The organism is Sphingobacteriales bacterium, from assembly GCA_016699615.1.
In the GTDB taxonomy this organism is placed as follows: domain Bacteria; phylum Bacteroidota; class Bacteroidia; order Chitinophagales; family JADIYW01; genus JADJSS01.
The window spans coordinates 2,195,302-2,219,833 of sequence record CP064984.1 but is presented as its reverse complement, the minus strand read 5'-3'; the positions used below and the strand labels follow the sequence as shown (position 1 = coordinate 2,219,833).

Annotated in this window: 26 protein-coding genes; 8 read left to right on the top strand and 18 right to left on the bottom strand. The window is 29.2% G+C overall.

Features of this window, described 5'->3' with window-relative positions; translation table 11 throughout:
* Nucleotides 1-186 precede the first annotated feature (186 nt).
* The 4 genes from IPK18_10595 to IPK18_10580 are packed head-to-tail and all read left to right on the top strand — an operon-like array spanning nucleotide 187 to nucleotide 2,654.
* Nucleotides 187-567: a DUF2809 domain-containing protein gene (locus IPK18_10595; protein ID QQR97316.1), complete on the top strand. Its 381-nt coding sequence runs from the start codon at nucleotides 187-189 to the stop codon at nucleotides 565-567.
* An 11-nt stretch (nucleotides 568-578) separates the two neighbouring features.
* On the top strand, nucleotides 579-1,115 hold the full coding sequence (locus tag IPK18_10590; GenBank protein QQR97315.1) for a DUF1697 domain-containing protein: 537 nt from the start codon (nucleotides 579-581) through the stop codon (nucleotides 1,113-1,115).
* A gap of 56 nt (nucleotides 1,116-1,171) precedes the next feature.
* Nucleotides 1,172-2,023, top strand: coding sequence for a methylated-DNA--[protein]-cysteine S-methyltransferase (locus tag IPK18_10585; protein QQR97314.1), 852 nt, complete (start codon nucleotides 1,172-1,174; stop codon nucleotides 2,021-2,023).
* A 22-nt stretch (nucleotides 2,024-2,045) separates the two neighbouring features.
* A complete protein-coding gene (locus IPK18_10580) occupies nucleotides 2,046-2,654 on the top strand; it encodes an alpha-ketoglutarate-dependent dioxygenase AlkB (protein QQR97313.1) in 609 nt (202 codons plus the stop codon).
* Between the two features lie 117 nt (nucleotides 2,655-2,771).
* On the opposite strand, the gene IPK18_10575 is transcribed toward IPK18_10580, so the two are convergent.
* The 12 genes from IPK18_10575 to IPK18_10520 form a co-directional block, all read right to left on the bottom strand.
* Nucleotides 2,772-3,209 carry a hypothetical protein gene (locus IPK18_10575; GenBank protein ID QQR97312.1) on the bottom strand — a complete coding sequence of 146 codons (438 nt, stop codon included), beginning with the start codon at nucleotides 3,207-3,209 and terminating at the stop codon, nucleotides 2,772-2,774.
* A gap of 56 nt (nucleotides 3,210-3,265) precedes the next feature.
* Nucleotides 3,266-4,048: a hypothetical protein gene (locus IPK18_10570; protein QQR97311.1), complete on the bottom strand. Its 783-nt coding sequence runs from the start codon at nucleotides 4,046-4,048 to the stop codon at nucleotides 3,266-3,268.
* Nucleotides 4,049-4,251: 203 nt separating this feature from the next.
* On the bottom strand, nucleotides 4,252-4,698 hold the full coding sequence (locus IPK18_10565; protein QQR97310.1) for a VOC family protein: 447 nt from the start codon (nucleotides 4,696-4,698) through the stop codon (nucleotides 4,252-4,254).
* A gap of 32 nt (nucleotides 4,699-4,730) precedes the next feature.
* Entirely contained in the window at nucleotides 4,731-5,294 is a 564-nt protein-coding gene (locus IPK18_10560) for a pentapeptide repeat-containing protein (protein QQR97309.1), read from the bottom strand.
* A 34-nt stretch (nucleotides 5,295-5,328) separates the two neighbouring features.
* Complete coding sequence (locus tag IPK18_10555) at nucleotides 5,329-7,878, bottom strand: DNA gyrase/topoisomerase IV subunit A (protein ID QQR97308.1); 2,550 nt, start codon at nucleotides 7,876-7,878, stop codon at nucleotides 5,329-5,331.
* A gap of 91 nt (nucleotides 7,879-7,969) precedes the next feature.
* Nucleotides 7,970-8,479, bottom strand: coding sequence for an AAA family ATPase (locus tag IPK18_10550; GenBank protein ID QQR97307.1), 510 nt, complete (start codon nucleotides 8,477-8,479; stop codon nucleotides 7,970-7,972).
* A 5-nt stretch (nucleotides 8,480-8,484) separates the two neighbouring features.
* The gene (locus IPK18_10545; protein ID QQR97306.1) at nucleotides 8,485-9,543 is read right to left on the bottom strand and encodes an ABC transporter permease; all 1,059 of its coding nucleotides are present in this window, start codon (nucleotides 9,541-9,543) and stop codon (nucleotides 8,485-8,487) included.
* 16 nt (nucleotides 9,544-9,559) lie between these two features.
* Complete coding sequence (locus tag IPK18_10540) at nucleotides 9,560-10,708, bottom strand: DoxX family protein (GenBank protein QQR97305.1); 1,149 nt, start codon at nucleotides 10,706-10,708, stop codon at nucleotides 9,560-9,562.
* 11 nt (nucleotides 10,709-10,719) lie between these two features.
* Nucleotides 10,720-11,283 (bottom strand): DUF1599 domain-containing protein, encoded by a 564-nt coding sequence (locus tag IPK18_10535; protein QQR97304.1) that lies wholly within the window; start codon nucleotides 11,281-11,283, stop codon nucleotides 10,720-10,722.
* 74 nt (nucleotides 11,284-11,357) lie between these two features.
* Nucleotides 11,358-12,098, bottom strand: coding sequence for a hypothetical protein (locus IPK18_10530; protein ID QQR97303.1), 741 nt, complete (start codon nucleotides 12,096-12,098; stop codon nucleotides 11,358-11,360).
* 110 nt (nucleotides 12,099-12,208) lie between these two features.
* Nucleotides 12,209-12,814: a DUF1573 domain-containing protein gene (locus IPK18_10525; GenBank protein QQR97302.1), complete on the bottom strand. Its 606-nt coding sequence runs from the start codon at nucleotides 12,812-12,814 to the stop codon at nucleotides 12,209-12,211.
* Between the two features lie 108 nt (nucleotides 12,815-12,922).
* A complete protein-coding gene (locus tag IPK18_10520) occupies nucleotides 12,923-13,453 on the bottom strand; it encodes a DinB family protein (protein ID QQR97301.1) in 531 nt (176 codons plus the stop codon).
* Between the two features lie 91 nt (nucleotides 13,454-13,544).
* Here IPK18_10520 and IPK18_10515 point away from each other — a divergent pair, with 91 nt between their 5' ends.
* The 3 genes from IPK18_10515 (at nucleotide 13,545) to IPK18_10505 (ending at nucleotide 16,142) form a co-directional block, all read left to right on the top strand.
* Nucleotides 13,545-14,732: a VWA domain-containing protein gene (locus tag IPK18_10515; protein QQR97300.1), complete on the top strand. Its 1,188-nt coding sequence runs from the start codon at nucleotides 13,545-13,547 to the stop codon at nucleotides 14,730-14,732.
* A gap of 108 nt (nucleotides 14,733-14,840) precedes the next feature.
* A complete protein-coding gene (locus IPK18_10510; protein ID QQR97299.1) occupies nucleotides 14,841-15,176 on the top strand; it encodes a hypothetical protein in 336 nt (111 codons plus the stop codon).
* Between the two features lie 114 nt (nucleotides 15,177-15,290).
* On the top strand, nucleotides 15,291-16,142 hold the full coding sequence (locus IPK18_10505; GenBank protein QQR97298.1) for a MoxR family ATPase: 852 nt from the start codon (nucleotides 15,291-15,293) through the stop codon (nucleotides 16,140-16,142).
* A 243-nt stretch (nucleotides 16,143-16,385) separates the two neighbouring features.
* On the opposite strand, the gene IPK18_10500 is transcribed toward IPK18_10505, so the two are convergent.
* Both IPK18_10500 and IPK18_10495 read right to left on the bottom strand, forming a co-directional pair.
* Entirely contained in the window at nucleotides 16,386-17,468 is a 1,083-nt protein-coding gene (locus IPK18_10500; GenBank protein ID QQR97297.1) for a hypothetical protein, read from the bottom strand.
* A 64-nt stretch (nucleotides 17,469-17,532) separates the two neighbouring features.
* The gene (locus IPK18_10495) at nucleotides 17,533-20,271 is read right to left on the bottom strand and encodes a hypothetical protein (GenBank protein QQR97296.1); all 2,739 of its coding nucleotides are present in this window, start codon (nucleotides 20,269-20,271) and stop codon (nucleotides 17,533-17,535) included.
* Nucleotides 20,272-20,549: 278 nt separating this feature from the next.
* Between IPK18_10495 and IPK18_10490 the strand changes: the two genes are divergently transcribed.
* Nucleotides 20,550-21,011 carry a hypothetical protein gene (locus IPK18_10490; GenBank protein QQR97295.1) on the top strand — a complete coding sequence of 154 codons (462 nt, stop codon included), beginning with the start codon at nucleotides 20,550-20,552 and terminating at the stop codon, nucleotides 21,009-21,011.
* Nucleotides 21,012-21,260: 249 nt separating this feature from the next.
* Here the strand turns inward: IPK18_10490 and IPK18_10485 are convergent, their stop codons facing one another.
* Genes IPK18_10485 through IPK18_10470 form a run of 4 tightly spaced genes read right to left on the bottom strand, consistent with a single transcriptional unit; the run spans nucleotide 21,261 to nucleotide 24,529 of the window.
* Nucleotides 21,261-22,352, bottom strand: coding sequence for a bifunctional 3-deoxy-7-phosphoheptulonate synthase/chorismate mutase type II (locus IPK18_10485; GenBank protein ID QQR97294.1), 1,092 nt, complete (start codon nucleotides 22,350-22,352; stop codon nucleotides 21,261-21,263).
* Nucleotides 22,353-22,409: 57 nt separating this feature from the next.
* Complete coding sequence (locus tag IPK18_10480) at nucleotides 22,410-22,700, bottom strand: antibiotic biosynthesis monooxygenase (GenBank protein ID QQR97293.1); 291 nt, start codon at nucleotides 22,698-22,700, stop codon at nucleotides 22,410-22,412.
* Between the two features lie 4 nt (nucleotides 22,701-22,704).
* Complete coding sequence (locus tag IPK18_10475; protein ID QQR97292.1) at nucleotides 22,705-23,547, bottom strand: prephenate dehydrogenase; 843 nt, start codon at nucleotides 23,545-23,547, stop codon at nucleotides 22,705-22,707.
* A gap of 1 nt (nucleotide 23,548) precedes the next feature.
* Nucleotides 23,549-24,529 (bottom strand): hypothetical protein, encoded by a 981-nt coding sequence (locus IPK18_10470; GenBank protein QQR97291.1) that lies wholly within the window; start codon nucleotides 24,527-24,529, stop codon nucleotides 23,549-23,551.
* Between the last annotated feature and the right edge of the window lie 3 nt (nucleotides 24,530-24,532).

The window sequence follows — 24,532 nt, the reverse complement described above, 5'->3', positions numbered from 1 at the left end:
CGCAAAAACTACGAAAACATTTTAAACATTTCTATAAATATCAACAAAATAAAAGTTGTTGGAACTGATTGCTCAAGCTATGAATAGTTATTTTTTATATGTAATACTATGCTTGTAATTATGTAAAATACTTTGGTTTCTTCGTAAGTACATTGTATTTTGGTGCATTATTATTTAAAATTAAAAATGGGAAAGCTATTCCAATTCAATAAGACATACTTTAAACTTGTTATTGCATTGTTTTTAGTAGAAGTGTTTATAGCACTTTTTATTAAAGACAATTTTATCAGACCATATATTGGTGATTTATTGGTTGTAATATTGATTTATTGTTTTCTAAAATCATTTTTGCGAATTTCTATCAAAAAAGCAGCTACAATAACATTGCTTTTTTCATACGTTGTAGAAATACTTCAATATTTTAATTTAATAAAACACTTAGGATTAGAAAACTACAGATTAGCTAAAGTAATTTTAGGTAGTACATTTACTTGGGTAGATATGATTTGCTATACCATTGGCATTGCAATTGTTCTTTTTGTAGAAAATAAACAACACAAGAAATAATACAATTTATAATGACAACATATATTTCAATTTTAAGAGGCATAAATGTAAGTGGTAAAAATGTAATAAAAATGGATGCCTTGAAAGAAATGCTTGCAATATTAGATTTTAAAAACATTCGAACCTATATTCAAAGTGGCAATATAATATTTGCATCAACAGAAAAAGATACAAGGAAATTAGAAGCTAGAATCTCAACTCAAATTAAAATTAGTTTTGGATTTGATATTCCTGTAATTGTACTAACATTAGATACATTAAAAGAAATAATTGCAAACAATCCATTTGTTAGTACTAAAGATAATGCATACTTACATGTTACATTTTTAGCAGAAGAACCAAAACAATATGACCAACAAATACTTATAGATAAAGCACAAGCTGATGAAGAATTTTTCTATTCTAAAAGTGCTATCTATTTGTATTGCCCAAATGGATATGGACAAACGAAACTTACAAATACTTTTATAGAAAGTAAATTGAAAGTAGCAGCAACTACAAGAAATTGGAAAACAACAAATGAGCTTTTGAGAATTGCGATGCAATAAAACATAGCAAGTTGCGGATTTTATTTACCCAAAATATTTTAGACATTTGCATTACAATGGAAGCGCAACAGCATATCAACTATAATAGAATTGCAGCAGCAATACAATACATTCAAGAGAATTTTAAATCGCAACCAAATCTTGATGCTATTGCCAAAGAATTGCATCTTAGTCCATTGCACTTTCAACGTATTTTTGTAGAATGGGCAGGCACAAGTCCGAAGAAATTTTTACAGTACATTAGCATAGCACATGCAAAAAGAATACTTAGAACAGAACAAGCTAATTTGTTTGATACTGCATTTTCTACTGGGCTTTCAAGTACAAGTAGATTGCATGATTTATTTATTAATATTGAAGGCATGACGCCAGCTGAGTACAAAAACGGTGGCAAAAATTTAGAGATAAATTACAGTTTTGCAGCAACTACATTTGGATTGATTACTATTGCATCTACAACAAAAGGCATTTGCCATATAGCATTTGTAGAAGACGAAGAAAGTGGATTAATCAATCTAAAAAAAGAATTTCCAAATGCAATATTTTATCATAAGATTGATGTTTTGCAACAGAATGCTTTGCTTATATTTCAAAATGATTGGCACAAGTTAGACCAAATTAAATTACATTTAAAAGGCACAGATTTTCAAATAAAAGTTTGGGAAAGTTTATTAAAAATTCCGATGGGCAAACTTTCTACGTACGGTCGTATTGCTGAACAAATAGAAAATCCAAAAGCATCAAGAGCAGTAGGCACAGCAATAGGTAGTAATCCAGTAGCATTCATTATTCCATGTCATAGAGTAATACAATCAACAGGTGTTTTTGGTGGATACATGTGGGGAAATACACGCAAGACTGCAATAATAGGTTGGGAAGCTGCACAAACTGAAAACACAATAGAATAAATCAAAAATTAGCAACAAAAAAATGGATTTATTTAACCCAATTTTAGACACAAATAACAATTTATTGCCTTTTGATGGAACAGTAAATTACTATGGGAAAATTCTGACTAAAAACCAAGCTGATGATTATTATCAAATTTTATTGAATACGATTGAATGGCAAAATGATGAGCCAATTCTTTTTGGAAAGAAAATTATTACTAAACGAAAAGTTGCATGGTATGGCGAAAAAGCATTTGAGTATTCTTATTCTAATACCACAAAATATGCTTTATTTTGGACGAAACCATTATTAGAATTAAAGCAATATGTTGAAGAAAAATCTGGAGAAAGCTATAATTCATGTTTGCTCAATCTTTACCACAATGGCAGCGAAGGCATGGCATGGCACAGTGATGGCGAAACAGATTTGAAAAAAGATGGTGCAATTGCTTCCTTGAGTTTTGGTGCAGAAAGAAAATTTGCATTCAAACACAAACAATCAAAAATAAAAGTAGAGTTGATATTGGAAAGCGGCAGTCTATTGGTAATGAAAGATACAACACAAACATTTTGGCTACACAGACTACCACCAACTAAAAAAGTAAATTTTCCAAGAATAAACCTAACCTTCAGAACAATTGTTGAATGATATGATTTAAAATGCTTCTAAAAAATCAAGTTGTTCAAATTCAAAAGCGAAATCACAATCAAAGTCTTTTACTTTATTATTTTTGATTTTGAGTTTGTCTATTATTATTTACATAATTCACAATAAAGTTGTTTTGTTTGATAATTTCTTTTTATAAATAAATAATGGCAAATATAATAATATCAAAATTGCATCCAAGCAAAGTATAGAATAAATATATATCGATTCATATTGGCTTTCTGAGTCAATATACTTGATAGTAGTTGTTTTTAATATGTATGTTATAGCGTATGCAAAGAAGATAAATAATGGAATTGATTCTATTCTATATATTTTAATCTGATACTTTTTATTTAGGTTGTAATTTACAACCAATAAATAGATAGGATAAAGAATAAAGATTCCAAACTTTTCAGCTTGCCAAATAGCATTTTCACCATCAACTCCAATTGCTGTTTGCCAGAATTCACACCCAACTATATGATGTGAAATGATTAAAGGCATTAAGCTATATAATAATAAATCATTCCAATAATTAAAATTTCTACTTACCATGGTTGCTGTTTAAAATTTATTATTTCTTACTTTTAATTTTTTATATATAGATTATACTAAAAACATATTCTAATTATAATTAAATATAAAGAAATTAAGGCAATAGATATTCCAATTGTAATTAGCAAATACTTTCTATTGACTAAGAATACTTCCAAAATATCACTTTTAGTTATTGTCCAAAAAATTCCAGCATAGAATAATAAACTTATTACATCACTTGCAAACGAAGATTGAGCTAATATTCTGAGATTGAATGTGACATCACGAATTATTTGGTAATATATTAAAAAAACAATATAAAAAACATTAGAAATTATAGTAGAAGTAATATAAATCATTAAAATTGTCCAGCCAATTTTCTTTCTTTTATAAAATAGAACAATAGTTATTGGAATAATAAACAAATCAATGAAATAAAAGATTGAAAACAAATTCCATATACCTAAATTATTAGTAAAATAAAAAGAAAATAGTTTTAAGTTTTTGAATAATTGGAATAGGAAGATTAGACCTAAAGAAATACATACTAACTTAATAGTTTTGTCTACACTTGTAATGTTAGATTGAATTGGATTTACTACAGATAGTATCGAAGAAAAGAAATCTTTTACTTTAAATTCTAAGTCTTTGTATTTTTGATTTTTTTTCTCTATTTCTTGTCTAGTATTTTGTAGTTCTGTTTTTGCTGTTTCAATTTCTAATTCATCTAATTGTCTTGATTTAAGAATTTCATTTGCTGCTTCAACAGCGGATGCTTGATAATCACCAGGATTGTCAATTATCTTAAGCAAATTAGCCGTGCTGTATGAATTAAATTTTTCTTTAAATTCGTTCATTATTATATTGTATCTTCAAATTATAATATTTCATGTATACGTTGATTAGTTTTTTGACTTTTCAAATTTAAGAAAATATATCTCGTATTTATTTATCATTTTTTCTAGTTTAAATAGGTAAATAAGTACTAAAAATATTTTAAACAGTCTAATTAAATAAAATACCACTCAAAAATGTTTTTTAGTATTTGAATTATCTATTTTTACTTAAGTGCTTGAGCTATTCCGATTAAAATTCCTTCTGGTCCACGAAGATAGCATAGTTTATATACATCTTGGTATTGTACAACTTCATCTACAAGTTGTGCGCCATGTTTGTACAGTCTATTGAGTGTATCATCTATATCTGCAACTGCAAACATAACACGCAAATAGCCTAATGCATTTACTGGTGCTGTGCGATGGTCTGCTGTTACTTTTGGATGTATGAATCTTGAAAGTTCTATTCTACTATTGCCATCTGGTGTTTGCATCATTGCAATTTCTACAGATTGGTTTTTTAGTCCTGTAATTCTGCCTGCCCATTCTCCTTCAACCATTGTTCTTCCTACTAAACTTAGTCCAAGTTCGAGAAAAAATGCTATTGCGTCATCGAGTGATTCAACAACAATACCAACATTATCCATTCTTAGTAAGTTATTTTCTTTCATAGTTTGTGCGTTTTAATTAGAAATTTATTGCATCATTTTTCGATGTCTATTTCGTATTTGTCTAAAAGACCTGAAATACCTTGAATGGAAAATTTTGCTTTTTTGATTTTATTGTTTTCTGGATTGATGGAATAATTGTATGCTGTGCGAAAGTCTGCTTTTTCAATAATTGTGTGGTCAAAAACTGCTTGCGTAAGATAGCAATTGTCAAAAACTGCGTTTGATAGGTCTGCTTCTGCAAAATCTACTTCGTGAAGTTGTGTGTTTTTGAAAACTGTCTTTTTTATTTTCATTTTATAAAACGAAGAATGATTGAGTTGACAACCATCAAATGAAAAGGAAAGACCGAATGCATTGCAAGTATCGAAACGTAGTCCGAGCATTTTACAATCTTTAAATTTCACATCGCGAAATGCTGTATTGTTGAGTTTTAGTAGACTTAGATTGCAATCGTTAAATGTGCAATCTATAAATTTATAATCTGAGAAATTGGCATCAGAAAAATTGCAACTATTGAATGTGCAATTTTCGTATTCGCCTTTTGTGAGCATTTCGCTTCTATCAAAAATTTTATCTAAGATATAAGTTTCTTGCATATTTTATACTTCACTATAAATATCAACAAATTTACTAATTGAATAAATCGCCTTGTTCGCCTTCGTTTAGGTTGGTAATTTCTAGTGGAATATCTTTTGCAGTATTATCTTCAACTACGATTAACTCTACTGTGTGCAAATTGCCTGCTATAAATTTATTGCCTATGGCTTTCCATCCTTTTACTTCAATAAATTCTGCTATATTAACTTGCTCTTTCTCTGATACTTTTTTCTTGCCCAAATCTATTGTATAATCTACAATTGGGTTTTGGTTTGTGGTAGCAAATACAAGTTGTGCATTTGGCTCATCTGCAATGAATGAAAATTTCTGTTCTGTGCTTAATGTTTCTATTTGAAATCTTTTGATGTAATTGCATTTTTTGGATGGCAAATAATGGATAGCTGATACCACAGTTTTGCTACTCAATTTTTCTACTGTGATAATTTCAGCCATTGAATATCTATTCGTTAGTTCGAAATTAGTCAACATATAATCACCAGATTTGTACAATACCAAAATCTTATCATCTGACTGGAAAGTACCTAATAGTTTTCCTCTTTTTTCTGTGTTTAATTTTCCTATATCTTCATCGAGCCAAATTTCTAATCCACCTAAAGTTGATTGTCCTTTAGATTTTAAATCTATTTTTCTGATTGGATATTTGGTTGCAATATTACCTTGTGAGCTTCTGTTTTTGATACTTAATTCTGCAAAATCAAAATCGAAATTTTTTATTCTAGCAGAGCAACCTTGTGTTAGTTGTATGCCTACTGTTTCGGCTTCTGCATTGGCATTGGCTGTAAAATACAATAGTTTGGACTTTGGATTGCCTTGCGTAATTGGATATTCTTTATCTCTGGTAATTGATGTAACATTGAATCTTTTGGCATAGTTATTTCTAGACTTTCCATCTACATAAATTGCGTTGTATGTAGTACGTTCGTCATTTTTCTTCCAAACTGCAACATGTATAATATCTTTCCCAATAAATACTTTGTCTGCATTACGCACCACTTTCATAATACCATCTTTGGTAAACGCAATGATATCATCGATATCTGAACATTCTGTTACAAATTCTTCTTTTTTCATGTCTTTACCAAAACCAACGAATCCATCTTTTCTGTTTACATACAATTTTTCGTTGTTGGCTGCTACTAATTTTACTTCTACAGTATCGAAATTGGTGATAATCGTTTTTCGTTCTTTGCCTTTGCTGTATTTTTTCAATAAATTTTCAAAATACTTGATGGCAAATTTTGTTAGATTTTTTAAATTTTCTTGTGCTTCTGCCATCTCATCTTCTAATGACTTGATGTACTCATCTGCTTTTTTAGCATCAAATTTTGATATTCTTTTGATTTTAATTTCAGTAAGCTTTACAATATCTTCTTCTGTAACTGCACGATGTAATAATTTTTTGAATGGCTCTAAACCTTTGTCAATTGCTTTTATTACACCTTCCCAAGTTTCTTCTTCTTCGATATCTCTATAAATTCTATTCTCTATAAATATTTTTTCTAGTGATGAGAAATGCCACTTATTTTGTAAATCGTTGAGTAATATTTCGAGTTCTCTTTTTAATAATTGAACTGTATTATCTGTTGATGTTCTTAATGCTTCTGACACACCAATAAAGTGTGGTTTTTCGCCAATAATTAAACAAGTATTTGGAGAAACTGAGACTTCGCAATCTGTGAATGCGTACAATGCATCGATACTTACACTTGTTGAAACGTTTGGTTGTAATTCAATAACTATGTCTACATTTTTTGCTGTATTGTCTGTTACTTTTTTTACTTTAATTTTTCCTTTTTCTGTTGCTTTTAGTATAGAATCTATAAGGTTTGCTGTGTTTGTAGCAAAAGGAATTTCGGTAATGCGCAATGTTTTTTTATCTACGGTTTCTATTTTTGCTCTTACTCTAATTCTTCCGCCACGTTTTCCATCATTATATTCTCTTACATCTACCATTCCGCCTGTTTGGAAATCTGGATATAATGTAAATGATTGTTTTTTAAGATGTAATATTGACGCTTCTATCAATTCGCAGAAATTGTGTGGCATTACTTTAGTAGACAAACCTACTGCAATACCTTCTACGCCTTGTGCCAACAATAATGGAAATTTTACTGGAAGTAATACTGGTTCTTTTTTTCTTCCATCGTAAGACAATTGCCATTCTGTAGTATCTTCATTAAAAACAACATCTATCGCAAATTTTGATAAGCGTGCTTCTATATAACGTGGTGCTGCTGCATTGTCGCCTGTTCTTATATCGCCCCAGTTTCCTTGACAGTCTATCAATAAATCTTTTTGTCCAAGATTTACAATTGCTTCGTTTATTGATGCATCGCCGTGTGGATGGTATTGCATGGTGCTACCAATGATATTTGCCACTTTGTTGAAGCGACCATCATCCATTACTTTCATGGCATGCATTATTCTGCGTTGCACTGGTTTCAAACCATCGTACAAAGCTGGTACTGCGCGCTCTAAAATAACATAAGATGCATAGTCTAAAAACCAGTTTTCGTATAAGCCATCTAATGTTGTAATATGTTGTTCTTTATGTTCGCTCATGGTACTATTTTCATTGATTTGAATGTATGCAAATATAGTTTTTTAGCATTCATTAATGTGCTGAAGTTTTAAACGTTTGTAGAAAGAAAAATTAATCTAACTTATTTTCTGCTTGAATCAGTTTTATGATTTCTACATAATCTGAATTGTGTGCAAATATTTTTGCTTGTTCGTAGAATTGTTTTCTTTCTGCTAGTTTTGAATCATAGAAATTGGCTAATTCATCGTCTATCAATCCTTGTAACAATGGTCTTTTTTCAATTCCTTTTTTTAATCTACTTAATACAAGTTCTTTATCTCTATTTAAATAAATAGTAATTCCTTTTTGATTCATGATTTCCATGTTATTGTGAAAACATGGCACTCCACCACCTGTAGAAATTACAATATTGTCATCTTTATTTATTTCTAATAAAAAATTATGCTCTAATTTTCTGAAATACGCCTCTCCTTTTGTTTCAAAAATTTGCTTTACAGTTTGTTGTTCTTGTTCTTCAATTGCCTTATCCATATCTATATATGAAAATTCCATAGCTGGTGCAATCTTTCTGCCTATGTAAGATTTGCCACAACCCATGAAGCCTACTAAAAATACAAGCATAATTATTATTTTCCTATTCTAATTCTTGGATCTAAAATTGCGTAGAGTATGTCTACAATAAAATTGACAACAATAAATACAATAGCTGTGAACAATACGCATCCCATGGTAACTGGAAAATCAAAATTGAGTAATGAATTAACTGCGATATATCCTAATCCTTTGATATCAAAAATTACTTCTACGAAAAATGCGCCTGCAAGCAAACTTGCAAACCATGCCGAAATTGTGGTAACTACTGGATTGAGCGCATTGCGCAGTGCGTGTTTGAATCTTACTACTACATTTGACAATCCTTTTGCTTTTGCTGTTCTAATATAATCTTGAGAAAGCACATCTAACATAGAACTTCTAGTTAGCTGAAATATAATTCCGATTGGTCTTGAACCTAATGCCAAACATGGTAGTATTAGATTCTTGAGTGTAATAACTTCATCGCCCCAATCATCTATTGTTGTGATATCTCCTACTTGGTCTAATCCTGTAAAATCGTGTAATAATATACCAAAGATGTAGCCTAAAATAATTGCTGAAAAATATGATGGAACAGAAATACCTAAATTTGAAATAGACATCATCAAAGTATCTAACCATGAGTTTTGACGTACTGCTGCCAGAACGCCAAAAATCACACCTATTATACTTGCAAATATAATTGATATAATTGCTAATAATATTGTTTTAGGTAATGCTTTTTTCAGTTTCTCACTCACTAGTTCTTTTGTTTGGTACGATCGACGCAAATATGGTTTTTTGATAACTAATGCATTTTTTGAGAATGAGATGATTTTTTTATACTCATATTTTTCTTGATTTTCCTGTGTATTCTCGTACACTGAAATTGGCGAAATATCATTTAAGTATAAAAATAATTTTGTTGTAAATGGTTTATCTAAGCCTAATTCTTTATTGATTGCTTCTACTGATGAAACATCTGCTCTTTGTCCTAGTGTGAGCCTAGCTGGATCTACAGGAAGTAAATTAAACAATGCAAAAACGACGAAAACAACTCCAAATAAAACTAGAATTCCGTAAAAGAGTTTATTGAGAATAAATTTTGCCATTCTGTTTATTGTCTATTTATTTTAAAATTTCTTTTTTTATTTTTTGGTAGTCAGGTACTTCATTGTAGTGATATTTAGCTACAATTTTTCCTTTTTTCAAAATAAGCAATCCTGGATTTGAACGCATGATTGTTTTTAATGGTGTTTCGTCTGTTGTGTATACTTCGTATGGTATTTTATTTTTTTGTTTAAAACTTTCTACTTCTTCTAATAAACTTCCTGATAATATAAATACATATCTATTATCTTTTTCGGCTGCTTTGCAAACTGGCAATAATTTGTCAAATCCGCTTACACTTGTCTTTTTTATATTTGGGCAAATGATGAAAAATATATATTCTTCTTCTTCAAAGAAAGAAGCTGAGTTATCATTTCCATTGGCATCTTTGATTGCAAAGTCTTTACATTTTGGCTCATCTCCTTTTTGAATAACTTTATCTTCTCTATCTACGAATGTCCAATTATCTAAATCTTCTGGAAATGTATTATTGAATCTTTTTACTTCGCCTGTTTGTTTGTTTTTGTAGACAAATACCATTTCTGTAATTGTTTTCTTTGCATTTGGTGGCAACTCTAAGCATTTTGGAATTGATGTTCCTATTGTGTATGGTCTAAAATCTTTAATTGGCTCATAGTATATATTTCTGAATGTAAATAACAATGTAAGAATTGCTAGAACCGAAAAAATGACAATACCTATTCTTGCAGCAAAAAGTTGTTTGATGTGTTTAGCACCAATTACTAAGATTAATATTAATACACATAACACTAAATCTTTGTGGTATGATTGTGTTGGTGTAAGTTTTATAAAATCTCCGAAGCAACCACAGTCTGTAACTTTGCCTGTTTTTGCAGAAAACCATGTTAGAAATGTAAAGAATATTATAATTGCGACTAGACTACCTAGTGTAAACTTCTTCCAAATTCCAAGTATCAAAGTAATACCTAAAATAATTTCTAAGACAATCATTATTGTTGCAATTATCAATGCTTGTTGTGCAAAGAAATGCCATAAGAATTCTAACTTTGGCACATAAGTGGCAAATACTTCAAAATATTCTTCCATTTTGATGGCAGTACCAGCTGGGTCAATTGCTTTTACAACACCTGAGAAAATAAATAATGCGCCTACTAAATACCTAACAATTTGAGTAATATATTTCATAATAATAATTATTAATTTTTTGATTCATCAATTTGGATTAGTGCAAATATAGCATAATTTGCAATATCCATATAATTGGCATCTACGCCTTCTGAAATGGAAGATTGTCCATTATTGGCTTCCATTTGTTTTATTCTATGTAATCTGGTGAGTATCATATCTGTAAATGAATTGATACGCATATCTCTCCAAGCTTCTCCATAGTCGTGATTTTTTGCAATCATCAACTCTTTTATCTTATGATAATATGTATTGTATAATTTTTCTATTGTTTGATAGTCTAATTCTATCTGCGTTTCTCCTTTCTCTAATAGTTCTAGTTGAATTAATGCGATGATACTATAATTAATGCATCCAATAAACTCATCTTCAATAGAATCATTTATTTTCTGTGTTCCTCTTTCATCAATTGTTCTAATTCTTTTTGCTTTGATGTATAATTGGTCTGTAACAGATGGTAGTCTCAATAACCTCCACGATGTGCCATAGTCTTTTGTTTTTTGTAAAAATATATTTCTACATTTTTCAAAAGCCGCATCAAACTGTATCATTGTTTTATTTAGATTGGCAGTCATATTTAGATAGCTAAGATAATACTTTTCAGTGATTGAATTAAGTTAAACATTCATGAAGAATGTTAATCATTATATTAATTTCCTTCTTTTTTTCTATAAATATGTTCTACATACCAAAGTTCGTTTTTATATATAAATTCTACAATTTCTTGTTTGGTATTTTCATCGTATTTAGAAAATAAATCGTAGCCTTTTTCTAATAATGATTTACCTAATTTTATTCCATCAACTTCTTTTTTAGGAAATACTTTTGGTTTTTCTTCCATTGTATGTACTACATGGTTTAAAATATCTATAGTTTTTCTAAGTAATGCTGTATTTACCATTGCAGAAAATAGACTTTTAACATCTTTGATAAATTTTTCCACTTCTGCACGTTCTAGTTGATACATGGTATCTTCAAAATCTTCATCAGTCATTGGTGGTTTAACGCCATTTCTATTGGCTATTTCGCTCATAGACTTTTCAAAATTCTTTGCGCCAACAAATGAATCTAATGAATCCATTCCTGCTCTAAGTGCAGCAATAAAATGTCTGCCAAATTTGAATATTGCTCTTGCCATATCGCCAAACAAATTCCATATTTTCTTTGGTTGTTTTACATATGCAGCCAAATCTTTGAATGCTTCTTCTAATTCTTTTCTTTCTTTTGCTGGTGGATAAATTGTTGTTAAAAAATAGTTCTTTATTTCTTCAACAACTTCTTTTGTAATACTTTCTGGAAGCTGAAATCTTTGTTTCAATTCATCGAAATTGTAGCGTTTTTCTACCATTTCTCTAAATTTTTCTATTATATGATAATCCTGTGTTTCCATGTAATATTCATTTTTTCACTAATATACTTCAAATATCTTTATGAAAATATATCTATCAAATAAAAAAGCCGAACAAATGAGTTCGGCTTCTTACGTTATATTCTACAATATTATTTTGTTGTAGTTGTTGTTTTTTTAGTTGTAGTTGAAACTGGTTTTTTTGTAGTCGTTGTTTTTTTAGTTGTAGTAGTAGGTTTTTTTGTAGTAGTTGTTGTTTTTACTGTAGGTGTTGTTGGTTTTACTACTGTTGTAGTTTTAGTTTCTGGTGCAACAACTGGTGCTGGTACTGGTGCAACATATGGTTTTACTACATCATTTGTTGGTTCTGTAGCAGCTGCTTCAACTGTTCCACTAATTCTTAATGTATTAGAAGGTGTTTTTGCATTTGAGTTTACTGTTACAGTTTTACTAAATGGTCCAACTCTATGCGTGTCATATCTAACTTCGATTTTAGATTTTTGACCTGGCATGATTGGTTCTTTTGGATACGTAGGAACTGTACAACCACAAGATCCTGTTGCTGAAGAAATAATTAGTAGTGTTTTTCCTGTGTTTGTAAATTCAAAAACTCTAACTCCATTAGCATCTTGTTTGATAGTGCCATAGTCGATAGATTCTTTCTCAAATGTAATTTCAGGTGCATTTGCATCAACTGTTTGTGCAAATCCTAAAAACGATGTAGCTAATAAGCTTAAGATAAAGTATACTTTTTTCATGTGTAAAAATTTTAAAATAATCTATACAAATTTAATGCCTTTTTTTTATAATCTATGGTTTTTTAAATTTATCAGTATTATTTAACATATTTTAGCAATAGATACTACTTATACTTGCTTTAGTAGCGCTTCTATTTGCATTTTATGATGTACAGTATGTCCTTTTAAAAATCCTAATGCCTGGCTAATATTTACCCAACCTACAATTGGGTGTTTAAAAATCTCTTTTCCTTCTAAATTTTCAGGGAACGTTTGTAATAATAATCTAAAGTTTTGGAAAGTTTTTTCTGATAAAGTAGAAATTTGTTCATATGTACCATGTTTAATCACATTATTTTTGATATACTCTGGTGCTTTTAATTTTAAGGACGAATGTAAAACCGTATTTAATCCAAAACTTCTAATAGAATGTACAAATCCTGATGGTTTGTATTCTATATTTTGGCTCAATTTTTTATTAATATATAAATATGTACCATCCATTGCAAACCAAATATGGTATAACACTTGTGCTAAACTCCAAGAATTTTCACTTGGTTTAAAATTAAATTGTTCTTCTGATAGATTTTTTGTTTGCACTAAATATTCGTTATACATTTTTTCAATTTCATCTAATTTTTGCACTAAAATATCACTCATAAAATTATTTTACATAGTAAATATACGCCATAATAACACAATAGCATACTACCTACACAAAAACTAATTAAAATAAACTTATATTTACTACATGTTTTTAGATTTTTTTCTATTATTAAAAGAAGAAGGATTGCCTGTAAGCATTACTGAATACTTACATCTATTAGAAGCCTTACATAAAAAAGTTATCAATTATAGTGTTGATGATTTTTATTATTTATCTAAAACAACACTTGTAAAGAATGAACAGTTTTTAGATAGATATGATATTTTGTTTGCTCAATTTTTTAATGGTATACAAGCTGAAGATATACAAGTAAATAAGATTGATGAAGATTGGATAAAGAGCGAAATGAACAGACTCTTTTCTGAAGAAGAAAAAGCATTGATTGAAAAAATGGGTGGCTTGGATAAATTGATGGAAAGATTTAAAGAATTACTAGAAAAACAAAAAGAAAGACATCAAGGTGGCAATACATGGATAGGTACTGGTGGCACATCGCCTTTTGGCAATAGTGGATACAACCCAGAAGGCATGAGAATTGGTGGTTCTGGTGGTAATAGAAGTGCTATTAAAGTTTGGGAAAAAAGAGATTTTCAAAACTATGCTGCAGATGTTGAACTCAATACACGTAATATAAAAATGGCTTTGCGTAGGCTTAGAGTATTAACACGTGAAGGCATAGAAGATGAATTAAATTTATCTGCAACCATTGAGAATACTTGCAAGAATGCTGGCTATCTTGATATAGAAATGCAAGCATCTAAAAAGAATAGAGTAAAGGTATTATTGTTTTTTGATGTTGGTGGCTCGATGGATCCATATGTAGAAATTTGCGAACAGTTATTTTCTGCAGCACATTCTGAATTTAAACATCTTGAGTTTTTTTATTTTCACAATTGCATTTACGAAAGTGTATGGAAAAACAATGAATTAAGACATCAAGATAGAATACCTACTTTTGAAATTTTGCATAAATACAATTCTGATTATAGAATTATTTTTGTTGGAGATGCAACGATGTCGCCATATGAAATAACAGCACAAGGCGGAAGTGTAGAACACTATAATGATGAAAGTGGTGCGGCGTGGCTCAGTAGATTTGTAGAAAAATACAAAAACATAGTTTGGCTAAATCCATCAAATGAATATTATTGGGATGGCATTCCTTCTTTGCAAATTATTAAGCAAATATTTAAAGACAGAATGTATAGTTTGACTTTAGATGGCATTGGCTCTGCGATGAAAACACTCAAAAAAAACAAAAGAGCTGTTTAATAGTCAAATCAAATTACAATTTACATTAATATTTATACAAAAAATTAACGTTCATATTTGAATAAGTTTTCTTATATTTACTTCATCTAATTATTTAAAATACAGAAAATGAAGAAGAATTTTATCGTTGCGTTTTTATTAATAGCATTTGTAGCATTAGCTCAAGCAAAAAATTATTATGCAGCTGTTATTGTTGTAGATGATGCAACATCAAAAGCAACTTACACAAATATCAATACGTTTGACAGTGAAAATGCTAAAGAAGCTTACTCATTAGCATCTAATGCAGCACAAGATTTGAGCAACGAAAAAACTTCTACATATGTTTTTGTAAATGAAAATCAAAAGATAGTAGAATCTTTATTGAACAAAAAAGTAGCTGATTTAAAAACTAAACTTGGTGCTAACAATGTTCAAAAATCAGCAAACGTTAATGTAGAATAATCTACAAAGTTTTAAATTGAAACTTACTACAAGCTATTAAAATTTCTCCTTATGAAATTTGGCTTGGAATTTATATATTTGATATAAATTATAGCTCACTTACTTTTATATATCATGAATCAACAATTTACTGGAACAGATAATTATATTGCTACTGACGAATTACGTGTAGCCATTAATGCTGCTATTGCATTAGAAAAACCACTTTTGATAAAAGGTGAACCTGGAACTGGCAAAACGCTATTGGCTTTTGAAGTGGCAAAAGCACTCAACAAACCTATTTATACTTGGCATATAAAATCTACAACTATTGCACAACAAGGTTTGTATGAGTATGATGCTGTTTCTCGTTTGCGTGATGCACAGTTTGGCAATGAGAATGTGAAAGACATTGCAAATTACATTGTAAAAGGAAAAATGTGGCAAGCTTTTGAAAGTGATGAGCAAGCTGTTTTGTTGATTGATGAAATAGACAAAGCTGATATTGAATTTCCGAATGACTTGTTGTTGGAATTAGATAAAATGGAATTCTATGTGTATGAATTGCAAAAAACGATACAAGCTAAAACAAGACCAATTGTTATCATTACATCTAACAATGAAAAAGAATTGCCTGATGCATTTTTGAGAAGATGTTTCTTTCACTTTATTCGTTTTCCAGATAGAGCAACCATGATAGACATTATTAATGTGCACTTTAAAGATTTGGATGATGAATTGATACAAGCTGCATTGAAACTTTTTTACGAATTGCGCGACATTCAAGGTTTGAAAAAGAAGCCAACAACAAGTGAATTGATTGATTGGATTCGTTTATTAAAATTGGGCAAAACAGAAAAAACTGATTTGGAAAATATTGATTACATCAATAAACAGCCACCTTATTTTGGTTCTTTATTAAAGAATGAACAAGATTTTGAACATATTAATAGAGTAAAAAGAGCTAATACTTTCAGAAGATTTTAGGATAGTTGAATTATCTATCATTATATTGGAAGTCTTCGCCTTCTGCTTTGTATTTTTTCTCCATTTTCTTTTTTACAACATTCATAAACATTTGTTTGAATGCTGGCACACCTTTCATCTTTGGGTTCTTACCTTTTTTTACAAATCTATCAAAATAGTATTTTGTAGATAATACTGCGAATGCTGCACAAGAATTATGGTCTAAGTAATCGCTTAAATTATTTAATTTTAAATCTTCAACACCTAATTTTTCATATTCTCATAAGCTACTTCAGCGTTTTTGTAGTTCACTTCTCTGTCGCCTTTGCAATAGCAAAGTTGCGTTGGTGCTTGTGGCTTCCAATTGGTCAAGTTATTTTCTTTTAATTTTTGTTTGAATAAAAAATTTGGGTTATTTACATATTCATCAATATATTCTTGCTTTACGATATCTTTTGGAATTTTTGGCATCAGCTTATCTAAATCGTATAAACTTTTGCTTTGGTTTTCTTCGAAATAGCTTGGCAATAATGTATCTAATGGTGATCTGAAAATACTGTAAATATTATCTATATCTAATACTTTGTATGCTGCTTGGTATGAAATTAACAAATATGGTAAATAAAAAGGACGTGGGTATTCTTGAAACATATATTTTTCTTGTTCACCAGTCATATCATATGCGCCAGACATTGGCGAAGCTGCTGTTACTTTAAATCTTGGGTCGTTTAGTTCTTCGATATATTTTTGTGCTGCAAAAGATGCATGTCCACCTTGCGAATAACCTGTTAGAAATAACTGTCCATTTCTTTCAAAACCTAATTTTGTTTTTAGTTCTTCAACTGCATACAACATGTATATAAATGACTGAGCTTCGCTCCATGCATGTTGGTACAAATGCCTACCTGTACCTTTGCCAATGCCATAATAATCTGGATATAATGCCAAATAGCCATTGGTGGCAAAGCCTAAGCAAATGCCCATTTGTGCATCATTGTCTGATATGTCTCTGTGTTTGTGTATTTGAGTTCCATGACCATACATTACTATTGGCAATGATTTTCCTGTTTTTGGTATATAGCAAATGCCTGATGCTTCTATCCAAGTACCATCTACCCATGGTGCTTTGTAAATGATTTCATAGATATCTACAGCGTTTTTTACTGGAATGGCAATTTTTGGTATTTTATTCTTTTTCCATACTTCGTTGATGCTTTCTTTTGTATGTTGTTTTACTAAATTATAACTTAACAAATAGCTATCGGCTTTTAGCGCAACTGGCTCATTTGCATAAATTAGAAAAATACTACAAAAAATAAATAAAATTGACTGAAATATCTTTAGCATACCAAATTTTTGGTATAAATATATAACTATTTATTGGTATATCTATACAAAAGAAAAGAAAAAATTAATATTCAATTTCATATTCTTCAAAACGCATTCTTTTAGAATATTTTAAGAAAGATTTGCATGCTATAGTATTGAGTATTTGTTTTTTTGCATTTTGATTTTTGTATTTTTCTACATTATTATTATTAATTGTATACACATCATAGTACACTAAATCGCCATTACTTACGCCTAATAATAAAATTTCGTTGGTACCATTACCATCAATATCTTCAAAAATCAAATCTGAGAATAATAATACATCAGCAGCTTTTATTTCTGTTTCTTTCGCATCTTCCAAATCATATAAGAAATCTTGAAGATTATCTATTTTGGCATTTTCTGCATCAATTTTAGCATAATATTTATTTGCCATATCTACATTTCGCATACTATCTAGTTCATTGGCATATTGCAAAAATGCGACATAACTGTTGTATGATTTTTTGAGTAGTATGTCAGTATAATTATCTATAGTGTTATCATCATATTCCCAAGATAAAGAATCTAGTATTTCTACTTTTCTTTCTAATGCAAGAATATTTTTTTCTAATGCACTTTCTACTTTGGTTTTTTGACTTTCAGAGTTTTCTTTTATTAATTCTCCTCTTGTAAAATCGTAAGTTGCTTTATCGCCACATCCTGTTTGTTCATAAGCACAATGTCTATATACATTTTTATAATTATCTAAAAGTCTTTTAGGTAGCTCAACAGTTGCATGTTGATTATTTATTGCTCTATAGTTTAATATTTGAACTCTATCATATCCATCTTTTCTTGGTGGATATGCATATTCAATCATATTATTTTCATTCAAATCTGATTCTTCAATTTTTTCTACTTCACTTTCATATAACAATAGGTAGTTTTTATTTTCATCAACTTTCATTGCTTCAATATTATATTCTAACTTGTTTGTATTATTTGTTTTTAAGAATTTTTGATAGACATATAATGTTCTATTTTCGTTCAATCTAAAGCCAACGAGCAAGACACTATCTGATATTTTTTCATTTAAAATATCAGTATGGTAAAGGTATGCTACGTACCAATGCGTTTTTGGTTCTGATTTAGAAAAAATTTGTTCTTCTAAATCCATAGATTGATATCTGTTTGTATTTTTAATTTTTTCTAATGCGTATGTTTTTATTGGATCTTTCAATATTTTTTCATCAATATATTTACTTAATGTATTTATATCTTCTATTCTTGATTCTGATATAGTATGATTTTTTAAAAAGTAATTTGTAATTATATTATTTTTAATTAATGGCTTATCGATAAATTCAAAATAATCTTCGATAGTGGCATTTTGTTCTAATTCTTTAAATCCATTTAGATTTTTCTTTGCTGTAAATTGCACCGCATTGTCTTCTAAAGTTCCTGTAATTAGATATTCCAATTGTGTACCAATCTCGCCTGTTTGTAAGAATATATTTTTCCAATCTGCACTTTTTCCATATAATTCTTCGTATGTATATTTTCCTTTTTCAATACTTTTAAATTCATATATTAAATCATCTATATCTTCTTGTGGTTTTTGTTGTTTTATTGCATCATATATCTTATTGCATATGGTATAAAATTGACTTGTCGCTGCTGTATCATCATTATATTGCTTTATTGTTTCGTTTACTGCGCTGTCTACAATACTTGGCAAATATCCATTGATATATTTTTTTATTTCTACAAATGGTAGACTATCATATTTTAGATATCTTGCTTGTGTTGTAAATTCTGACAATCGACTATAGTCTTCTGCAGCGTATGCGTATGAGTCATATAAATACTCACTATTATTTGCAACAGAAATTCTAGCATACATATTCTCTAAACTATCTACATAAATTTGAGATTTTGCCGACTCTAAATCTGACTTTATTAGTTCTATTAAGTTCTCTATCTTTTCTTCTAAATTTTCATTGGTTTCATTTTGGCTATTGTCTGTGTTTTGATTTGTTCCATATGTATATTCTAATAGTTTTGCAAAGTTCCTTGCTTTTATTTGATTTGGGATAGGTGTATTATTTTTATTTATTTGTAAATAATCAGAAAGCAAGCTATGTAATTTATTTTTTGCTTCAGCTATAAGCACATCAACTTCTTTAATAGAAATTGGCATACCTGTTTTTTTGTCATATTTTTCTGGTGTCGTAAATTCTATATTATCTAGAATTTCATAAAAATCTACTTTTGCATCATTAGCATTTTTTGTAAACACACCATGTATTGCATATACAGTTTTACCTTCAAAATAATATGCTAAGTATGTATCATTTACATTCTCTTTCGTTGAATTTTTCTGTGTTACAATTGGATAATGAAAGACAGCAAATTGTTTATATTGTTTATTCTGAGCATCATCAATTCTATCTACAATTGTTGTACTATACATTTCTTTATTTATATAATAATAATTTATAGAAGTTGGATTATTATATTTGGTCGGCACATCTTCAATTTTTTTAATTTGCAATCTATTTTGCGCAAGTGAATCAGAAATTAAATAACCATCGTAGCATATATATTTGTTATTGCCAATAGAATAGTGTACTGGAAAATTCTTATTTAAAATATTACTCAATAATTCATTATTATCCGAAAGCATTGCATCATGATTAAGGTAATAATCACTGTATGTTGGCCACTTTTGCTCATCATATTTTAAGATTAAATTGGGTTGTATATAAACTTCTGTTTGCTTAGCATTTAATAATAAACTACATAAAACTAGTACGCATAAAAAGTATTTCTTCATAATTTTTAGATATTTTTTACTAAAGATATTAAATAATTATACAGTTTGATTGCATTTAACAATTATTAATACATATTTATTCAAATATTTTTTCCAGACAATAATGCATTGTATTTTATTCTAATATGTAACAAAAAAAATATCAATAAAAGGTACAAATACAAAAAATAAATATTAAAATAGATAAATGAAAGTTAGAAATATTTGTTGGATAAAAACCAACAAAGACGAATTTTTACTTTATTTGATTAGATTAAAAAGATTCTTTAAATTTACGCATGAGCATTACGCAGACAAGATTGATATCTATTTGTATTGTATTAATTATAGCCATAAGCAAACAATTTCAAATCTTATATTACTTACCAATAATGGCAATTTCATTAGAATATCTTAATAAAAATAAAATTTATCTAAACACATACAATTACAAACAACTCAATACAATTTTCATTGCTTATGTATTGTTTGTTGCTATTGAAAGAGGTAGACCATTTGCATTTAACCAAGCAATAGAAATAATACTAAATTCAATTGAGCATATATTATTTGGATTTGTTATTTGCTTAAAAACAAGTGTCTATTATTCTATTATCAAAAAAATAAAAAAACTTCGAAATATTGAATTGCTTAAGATTATTATCTTCTTTAATATTTTTGGTTTTTTAAATGAATTTTTTCAAAATTGGTATAAAGACAAATATATCTGGCAACTCAGTTTTGATTCCAAAAAGATATAATCATGAATATTATTGGCAGTATTCTATTTATTCTATTATATCAAAAACTACCAATAAAAAATACAAATACAAAAAATAAATATAAAATTAGATGAATGAAAGTTAGAAATATTTGTTGGATAAAAACCAACAAAGGCAAGCAAATATTTCTTTCGTCTACTATTGTATCTTTATTTTTAGGCAATTGCATAACAAAAAAATCCTACACAATGTGTAGGATTTAAAATATATTATACTATTTATTATATACTATTCAGCTAAGATGTTGTTCATTACTTTTGTTTGATGACGGATACTTTCTTGGTGTACTGCTTCAAATAATTCTTTTACAAAATCTTCTGTTAATTCTTTTTTCGCACCTTTGCTAATTCTATCATTTACGATTTCGTCCCAACGGTTTGATTGTAAAATTGTAATTCCATTATCTCTTTTGAACTCGCCTATTGCTTTAGCAATTTCCATACGCTCGCCCATAATTTCTAAAAGATAATTATCTATTCTATCAATTTTAGCACGCAATGCATCTAATTTATCTTCTTCGTAATCATCTAATTTACTATGACGAACAACTAAGTTAGTTAATATTTCGCCTAATCTTTCTGGCGTTACTTGTTGTGATGCATCACTCCAAGCATTATCTGGGTCACGGTGCGATTCTATCATCAAACCATCAAAATCTAAGTCTAATGCTTTTTGTGCTACTGATGGTATCAACTCTCTTCCTCCACAAATATGAGATGGATCTACGATGATTGGCATATCTGGATATAAACGACGCAACTCAACTGGTAGTTCCCACATTGGTTTATTTCTATATTTAGATTTTTCGTAAGATGAAAATCCTCTGTGTATAGCACCTAATCTTTTGATTCCTACTTTGTTTACACGCTCCATAGAACCTAACCACAATTGTAAATCTGGATTGATTGGATTTTTTACTAATACTGGAATATCAACACCTTTTAATGCATCTGCTACTTCTTGTACTGAAAATGGATTTACTGTAGTACGTGCACCTAACCATAAGATATCTACACCCAACTCTAAACAATCTTGTACATGTTGTGCTGTTGCTACTTCTACTGCAACTGGTTTGCCTATTTCTTTTCCTGCGTTTACTAACCAAGATAAACCTTCTTTGCCTATTCCTTCAAACATGCCTGGTCTTGTACGTGGCTTCCAAATTCCTGCACGTAGTACATCTACGCCTTTGTCTGCTAAACGTTTTGCCGTTTCCATCATTTGCTCTTCTGTTTCGCAAGAACATGGTCCTGATATTATCAAAGGTTTCTTAAAATTGAAACCCCAATCTTTTAATGGTACTATATTTAAATCGCTCATAATGCAAATATAAAATTTTGTTTGTTAATAAGATATTGGAAAATTGTTAATACTAAATCAATAAACTTGGTGATAATGAAAAACTTGAGGCTTAGGATCGTAGAAATCATGCAATAATCTACGCCATTCTACAAAATCTTCTGAATTTCTAAAATCTACCATATGATTGTCGTAAGTTTCCCATTTTATCAATAATATATATTGATTTTCGTTTTCTACGCACTTGTGCAACTCGTGTGTAATGTAACCTTTTGCTCTTTTTATAAGTTCAGATGCTTGTTTGAAATTTTCTTCGTAAGCATTATTTTCATTAGGTTTTATAGTTAATAGTATAGCTTCTAGTATCATATATTTATTTTAGAATTTTTTTAATTTGATTGGCATCTTTCATGAAAGCTTTCAATTCATCGTATTCGTCTTTTTTAATTAAATCTCTAAAATGTTGCATTTTATTGATATAAGTATCCATTACTTCGATGATGTTTTCCTTATTCTGCATAAAAATTGGCGCCCACATATCTGGCGAACTTTTGGCTAAACGCACGGTGCTTTCAAAACCACCACCAGCCATTTCTAAAATAGCCTTTTCATTTACTTCTTTTTCTAAAACTGCTGCTGCCAACACAAAAGAACTGATATGTGAAATATGTGATACATAAGCTGCGTGAATATCGTGCTGATAAGCATCCATGTATTTGATATTCATTTTTAGGCATTGGTACAATGCTTCTACTGTTTGCACAGCATCTGCATCAGAATTTTCTTTATCGCAGATAATGCATACTTTATTATCAAATAAATTATAGATAGCTGCTGTTGGTCCAGAATTTTCTGTTCCTGCCATTGGATGCGAAGAAACGTATCTCTTTCTCTTTGGATGATTTTTTATTGCATCTATAATGATTCCTTTGGTAGAACCCATATCTGTTACTACTTGATGTGCTTCAATATTATCTAACACATATTTTAGTTCATCCACCAATGCGTTTACTGGTACTGTAAGTATTATTAAATCTGCTTGCTTGATGGCTTCATCTTTTGGTAGAATTTTATCTACCAAACCTAAATCTAAAGCAACTTTGTTGGTTGCTTCGCTTCTGCCTACACCAATTAATTTTGATGCAAAGTTTCTTTGCCTTAAATCTTTGGCTACTGAACCACCTATTAATCCTAATCCAAAAATTACAACATTCATCTTATTGTTGTTTTACTTCGTAATTGCATGTAGCTGTTGTTTTCATTTTCATTTCCATCATCAAAAGACTCATAGACACGTTTAAGTTTAAAGTGTATGGTTGTGTTTGTGAAAAATTATCTTTTCTACTTAATGTAATTGTAGATTTTCCTTCACCTTCTGCATATCCAAGTTTATTATTCATCTTATCTGAATAAACAATAGACTCTGATTGAATTAATAAATAATCATCATGAATTTCTTTTAATGTGAATCTCGTTTTTACTTTAAAAGGCATCATTTCATCTTCCACAATTAATTCTCTTGTCCAATAATCGCCAATACCTATTGGCTTGCCTGGCAATACATCAAAAATATCTGCTAGGTTATTTTTAAATTCTTTTGGTTGAAGTTGATCTAGAAATAGATTACTTTCCATTTGCATGCTTCCTTTATCATCTTTTTTTATTATTCCTTGCAATGCTTTTTCATAACCACTTATACTTAAAACTTTACCATATTCGTTTGTTACAAGTGTGAATTTCTTACCTATTATTTTTTTTATTTTTTCAAGTTCTGCTACTTGATCTTCAGGAAGATTTACGTTTTTATCTTTGGTATTATAGTTTATTTCAACATCTTCACTTTTCAAATTATTCCCTAGATAATCGTAATACATTTCCAACTTGTACTTATCTTTTTCTTTTGATAAAACTTTGCAAACTAGACGCATTTCGAATGAGAAATCCATGAATGATTTTTGTTCGCCAACGCTGTCTTCTTGTAATTTTGCCATTGCAGAATCACTTCCATCTGAAAAACTAGATAGCATTTCTTTTAGTTTTTCTTGATCCATTTTCATTTCAATTTCAGTTGGCATATTCATAGGTATGTTTATTTTATAAACATCTCCAACTTTCAAATTTAGTTTTAAATCAATTTTTTCTTGTGCAAATACAAAGACAGAAAAGAAAAGCAATAGTACATTGATAATAGTTTTCATATT

What these genes read in the sequence shown, in the direction of transcription:
- IPK18_10595 (QQR97316.1), top strand. Translation starts at nt 187, where the DNA reads ATGGGAAAGCTATTCCAATTCAATAAGACATACTTTAAACTTGTTATT.
- IPK18_10590 (QQR97315.1), top strand. Translation starts at nt 579, where the DNA reads ATGACAACATATATTTCAATTTTAAGAGGCATAAATGTAAGTGGTAAA.
- IPK18_10585 (QQR97314.1), top strand. Translation starts at nt 1,172, where the DNA reads ATGGAAGCGCAACAGCATATCAACTATAATAGAATTGCAGCAGCAATA.
- IPK18_10580 (QQR97313.1), top strand. Translation starts at nt 2,046, where the DNA reads ATGGATTTATTTAACCCAATTTTAGACACAAATAACAATTTATTGCCT.
- IPK18_10575 (QQR97312.1), bottom strand. Translation starts at nt 3,209, where the DNA reads ATGGTAAGTAGAAATTTTAATTATTGGAATGATTTATTATTATATAGC.
- IPK18_10570 (QQR97311.1), bottom strand. Translation starts at nt 4,048, where the DNA reads ATGAACGAATTTAAAGAAAAATTTAATTCATACAGCACGGCTAATTTG.
- IPK18_10565 (QQR97310.1), bottom strand. Translation starts at nt 4,698, where the DNA reads ATGAAAGAAAATAACTTACTAAGAATGGATAATGTTGGTATTGTTGTT.
- IPK18_10560 (QQR97309.1), bottom strand. Translation starts at nt 5,294, where the DNA reads ATGCAAGAAACTTATATCTTAGATAAAATTTTTGATAGAAGCGAAATG.
- IPK18_10555 (QQR97308.1), bottom strand. Translation starts at nt 7,878, where the DNA reads ATGAGCGAACATAAAGAACAACATATTACAACATTAGATGGCTTATAC.
- IPK18_10550 (QQR97307.1), bottom strand. Translation starts at nt 8,479, where the DNA reads ATGCTTGTATTTTTAGTAGGCTTCATGGGTTGTGGCAAATCTTACATA.
- IPK18_10545 (QQR97306.1), bottom strand. Translation starts at nt 9,543, where the DNA reads ATGGCAAAATTTATTCTCAATAAACTCTTTTACGGAATTCTAGTTTTA.
- IPK18_10540 (QQR97305.1), bottom strand. Translation starts at nt 10,708, where the DNA reads ATGAAATATATTACTCAAATTGTTAGGTATTTAGTAGGCGCATTATTT.
- IPK18_10535 (QQR97304.1), bottom strand. Translation starts at nt 11,283, where the DNA reads ATGACTGCCAATCTAAATAAAACAATGATACAGTTTGATGCGGCTTTT.
- IPK18_10530 (QQR97303.1), bottom strand. Translation starts at nt 12,098, where the DNA reads ATGGAAACACAGGATTATCATATAATAGAAAAATTTAGAGAAATGGTA.
- IPK18_10525 (QQR97302.1), bottom strand. Translation starts at nt 12,814, where the DNA reads ATGAAAAAAGTATACTTTATCTTAAGCTTATTAGCTACATCGTTTTTA.
- IPK18_10520 (QQR97301.1), bottom strand. Translation starts at nt 13,453, where the DNA reads ATGAGTGATATTTTAGTGCAAAAATTAGATGAAATTGAAAAAATGTAT.
- IPK18_10515 (QQR97300.1), top strand. Translation starts at nt 13,545, where the DNA reads ATGTTTTTAGATTTTTTTCTATTATTAAAAGAAGAAGGATTGCCTGTA.
- IPK18_10510 (QQR97299.1), top strand. Translation starts at nt 14,841, where the DNA reads ATGAAGAAGAATTTTATCGTTGCGTTTTTATTAATAGCATTTGTAGCA.
- IPK18_10505 (QQR97298.1), top strand. Translation starts at nt 15,291, where the DNA reads ATGAATCAACAATTTACTGGAACAGATAATTATATTGCTACTGACGAA.
- IPK18_10500 (QQR97297.1), bottom strand. Translation starts at nt 17,468, where the DNA reads ATGCTAAAGATATTTCAGTCAATTTTATTTATTTTTTGTAGTATTTTT.
- IPK18_10495 (QQR97296.1), bottom strand. Translation starts at nt 20,271, where the DNA reads ATGAAGAAATACTTTTTATGCGTACTAGTTTTATGTAGTTTATTATTA.
- IPK18_10490 (QQR97295.1), top strand. Translation starts at nt 20,550, where the DNA reads ATGAGCATTACGCAGACAAGATTGATATCTATTTGTATTGTATTAATT.
- IPK18_10485 (QQR97294.1), bottom strand. Translation starts at nt 22,352, where the DNA reads ATGAGCGATTTAAATATAGTACCATTAAAAGATTGGGGTTTCAATTTT.
- IPK18_10480 (QQR97293.1), bottom strand. Translation starts at nt 22,700, where the DNA reads ATGATACTAGAAGCTATACTATTAACTATAAAACCTAATGAAAATAAT.
- IPK18_10475 (QQR97292.1), bottom strand. Translation starts at nt 23,547, where the DNA reads ATGAATGTTGTAATTTTTGGATTAGGATTAATAGGTGGTTCAGTAGCC.
- IPK18_10470 (QQR97291.1), bottom strand. Translation starts at nt 24,529, where the DNA reads ATGAAAACTATTATCAATGTACTATTGCTTTTCTTTTCTGTCTTTGTA.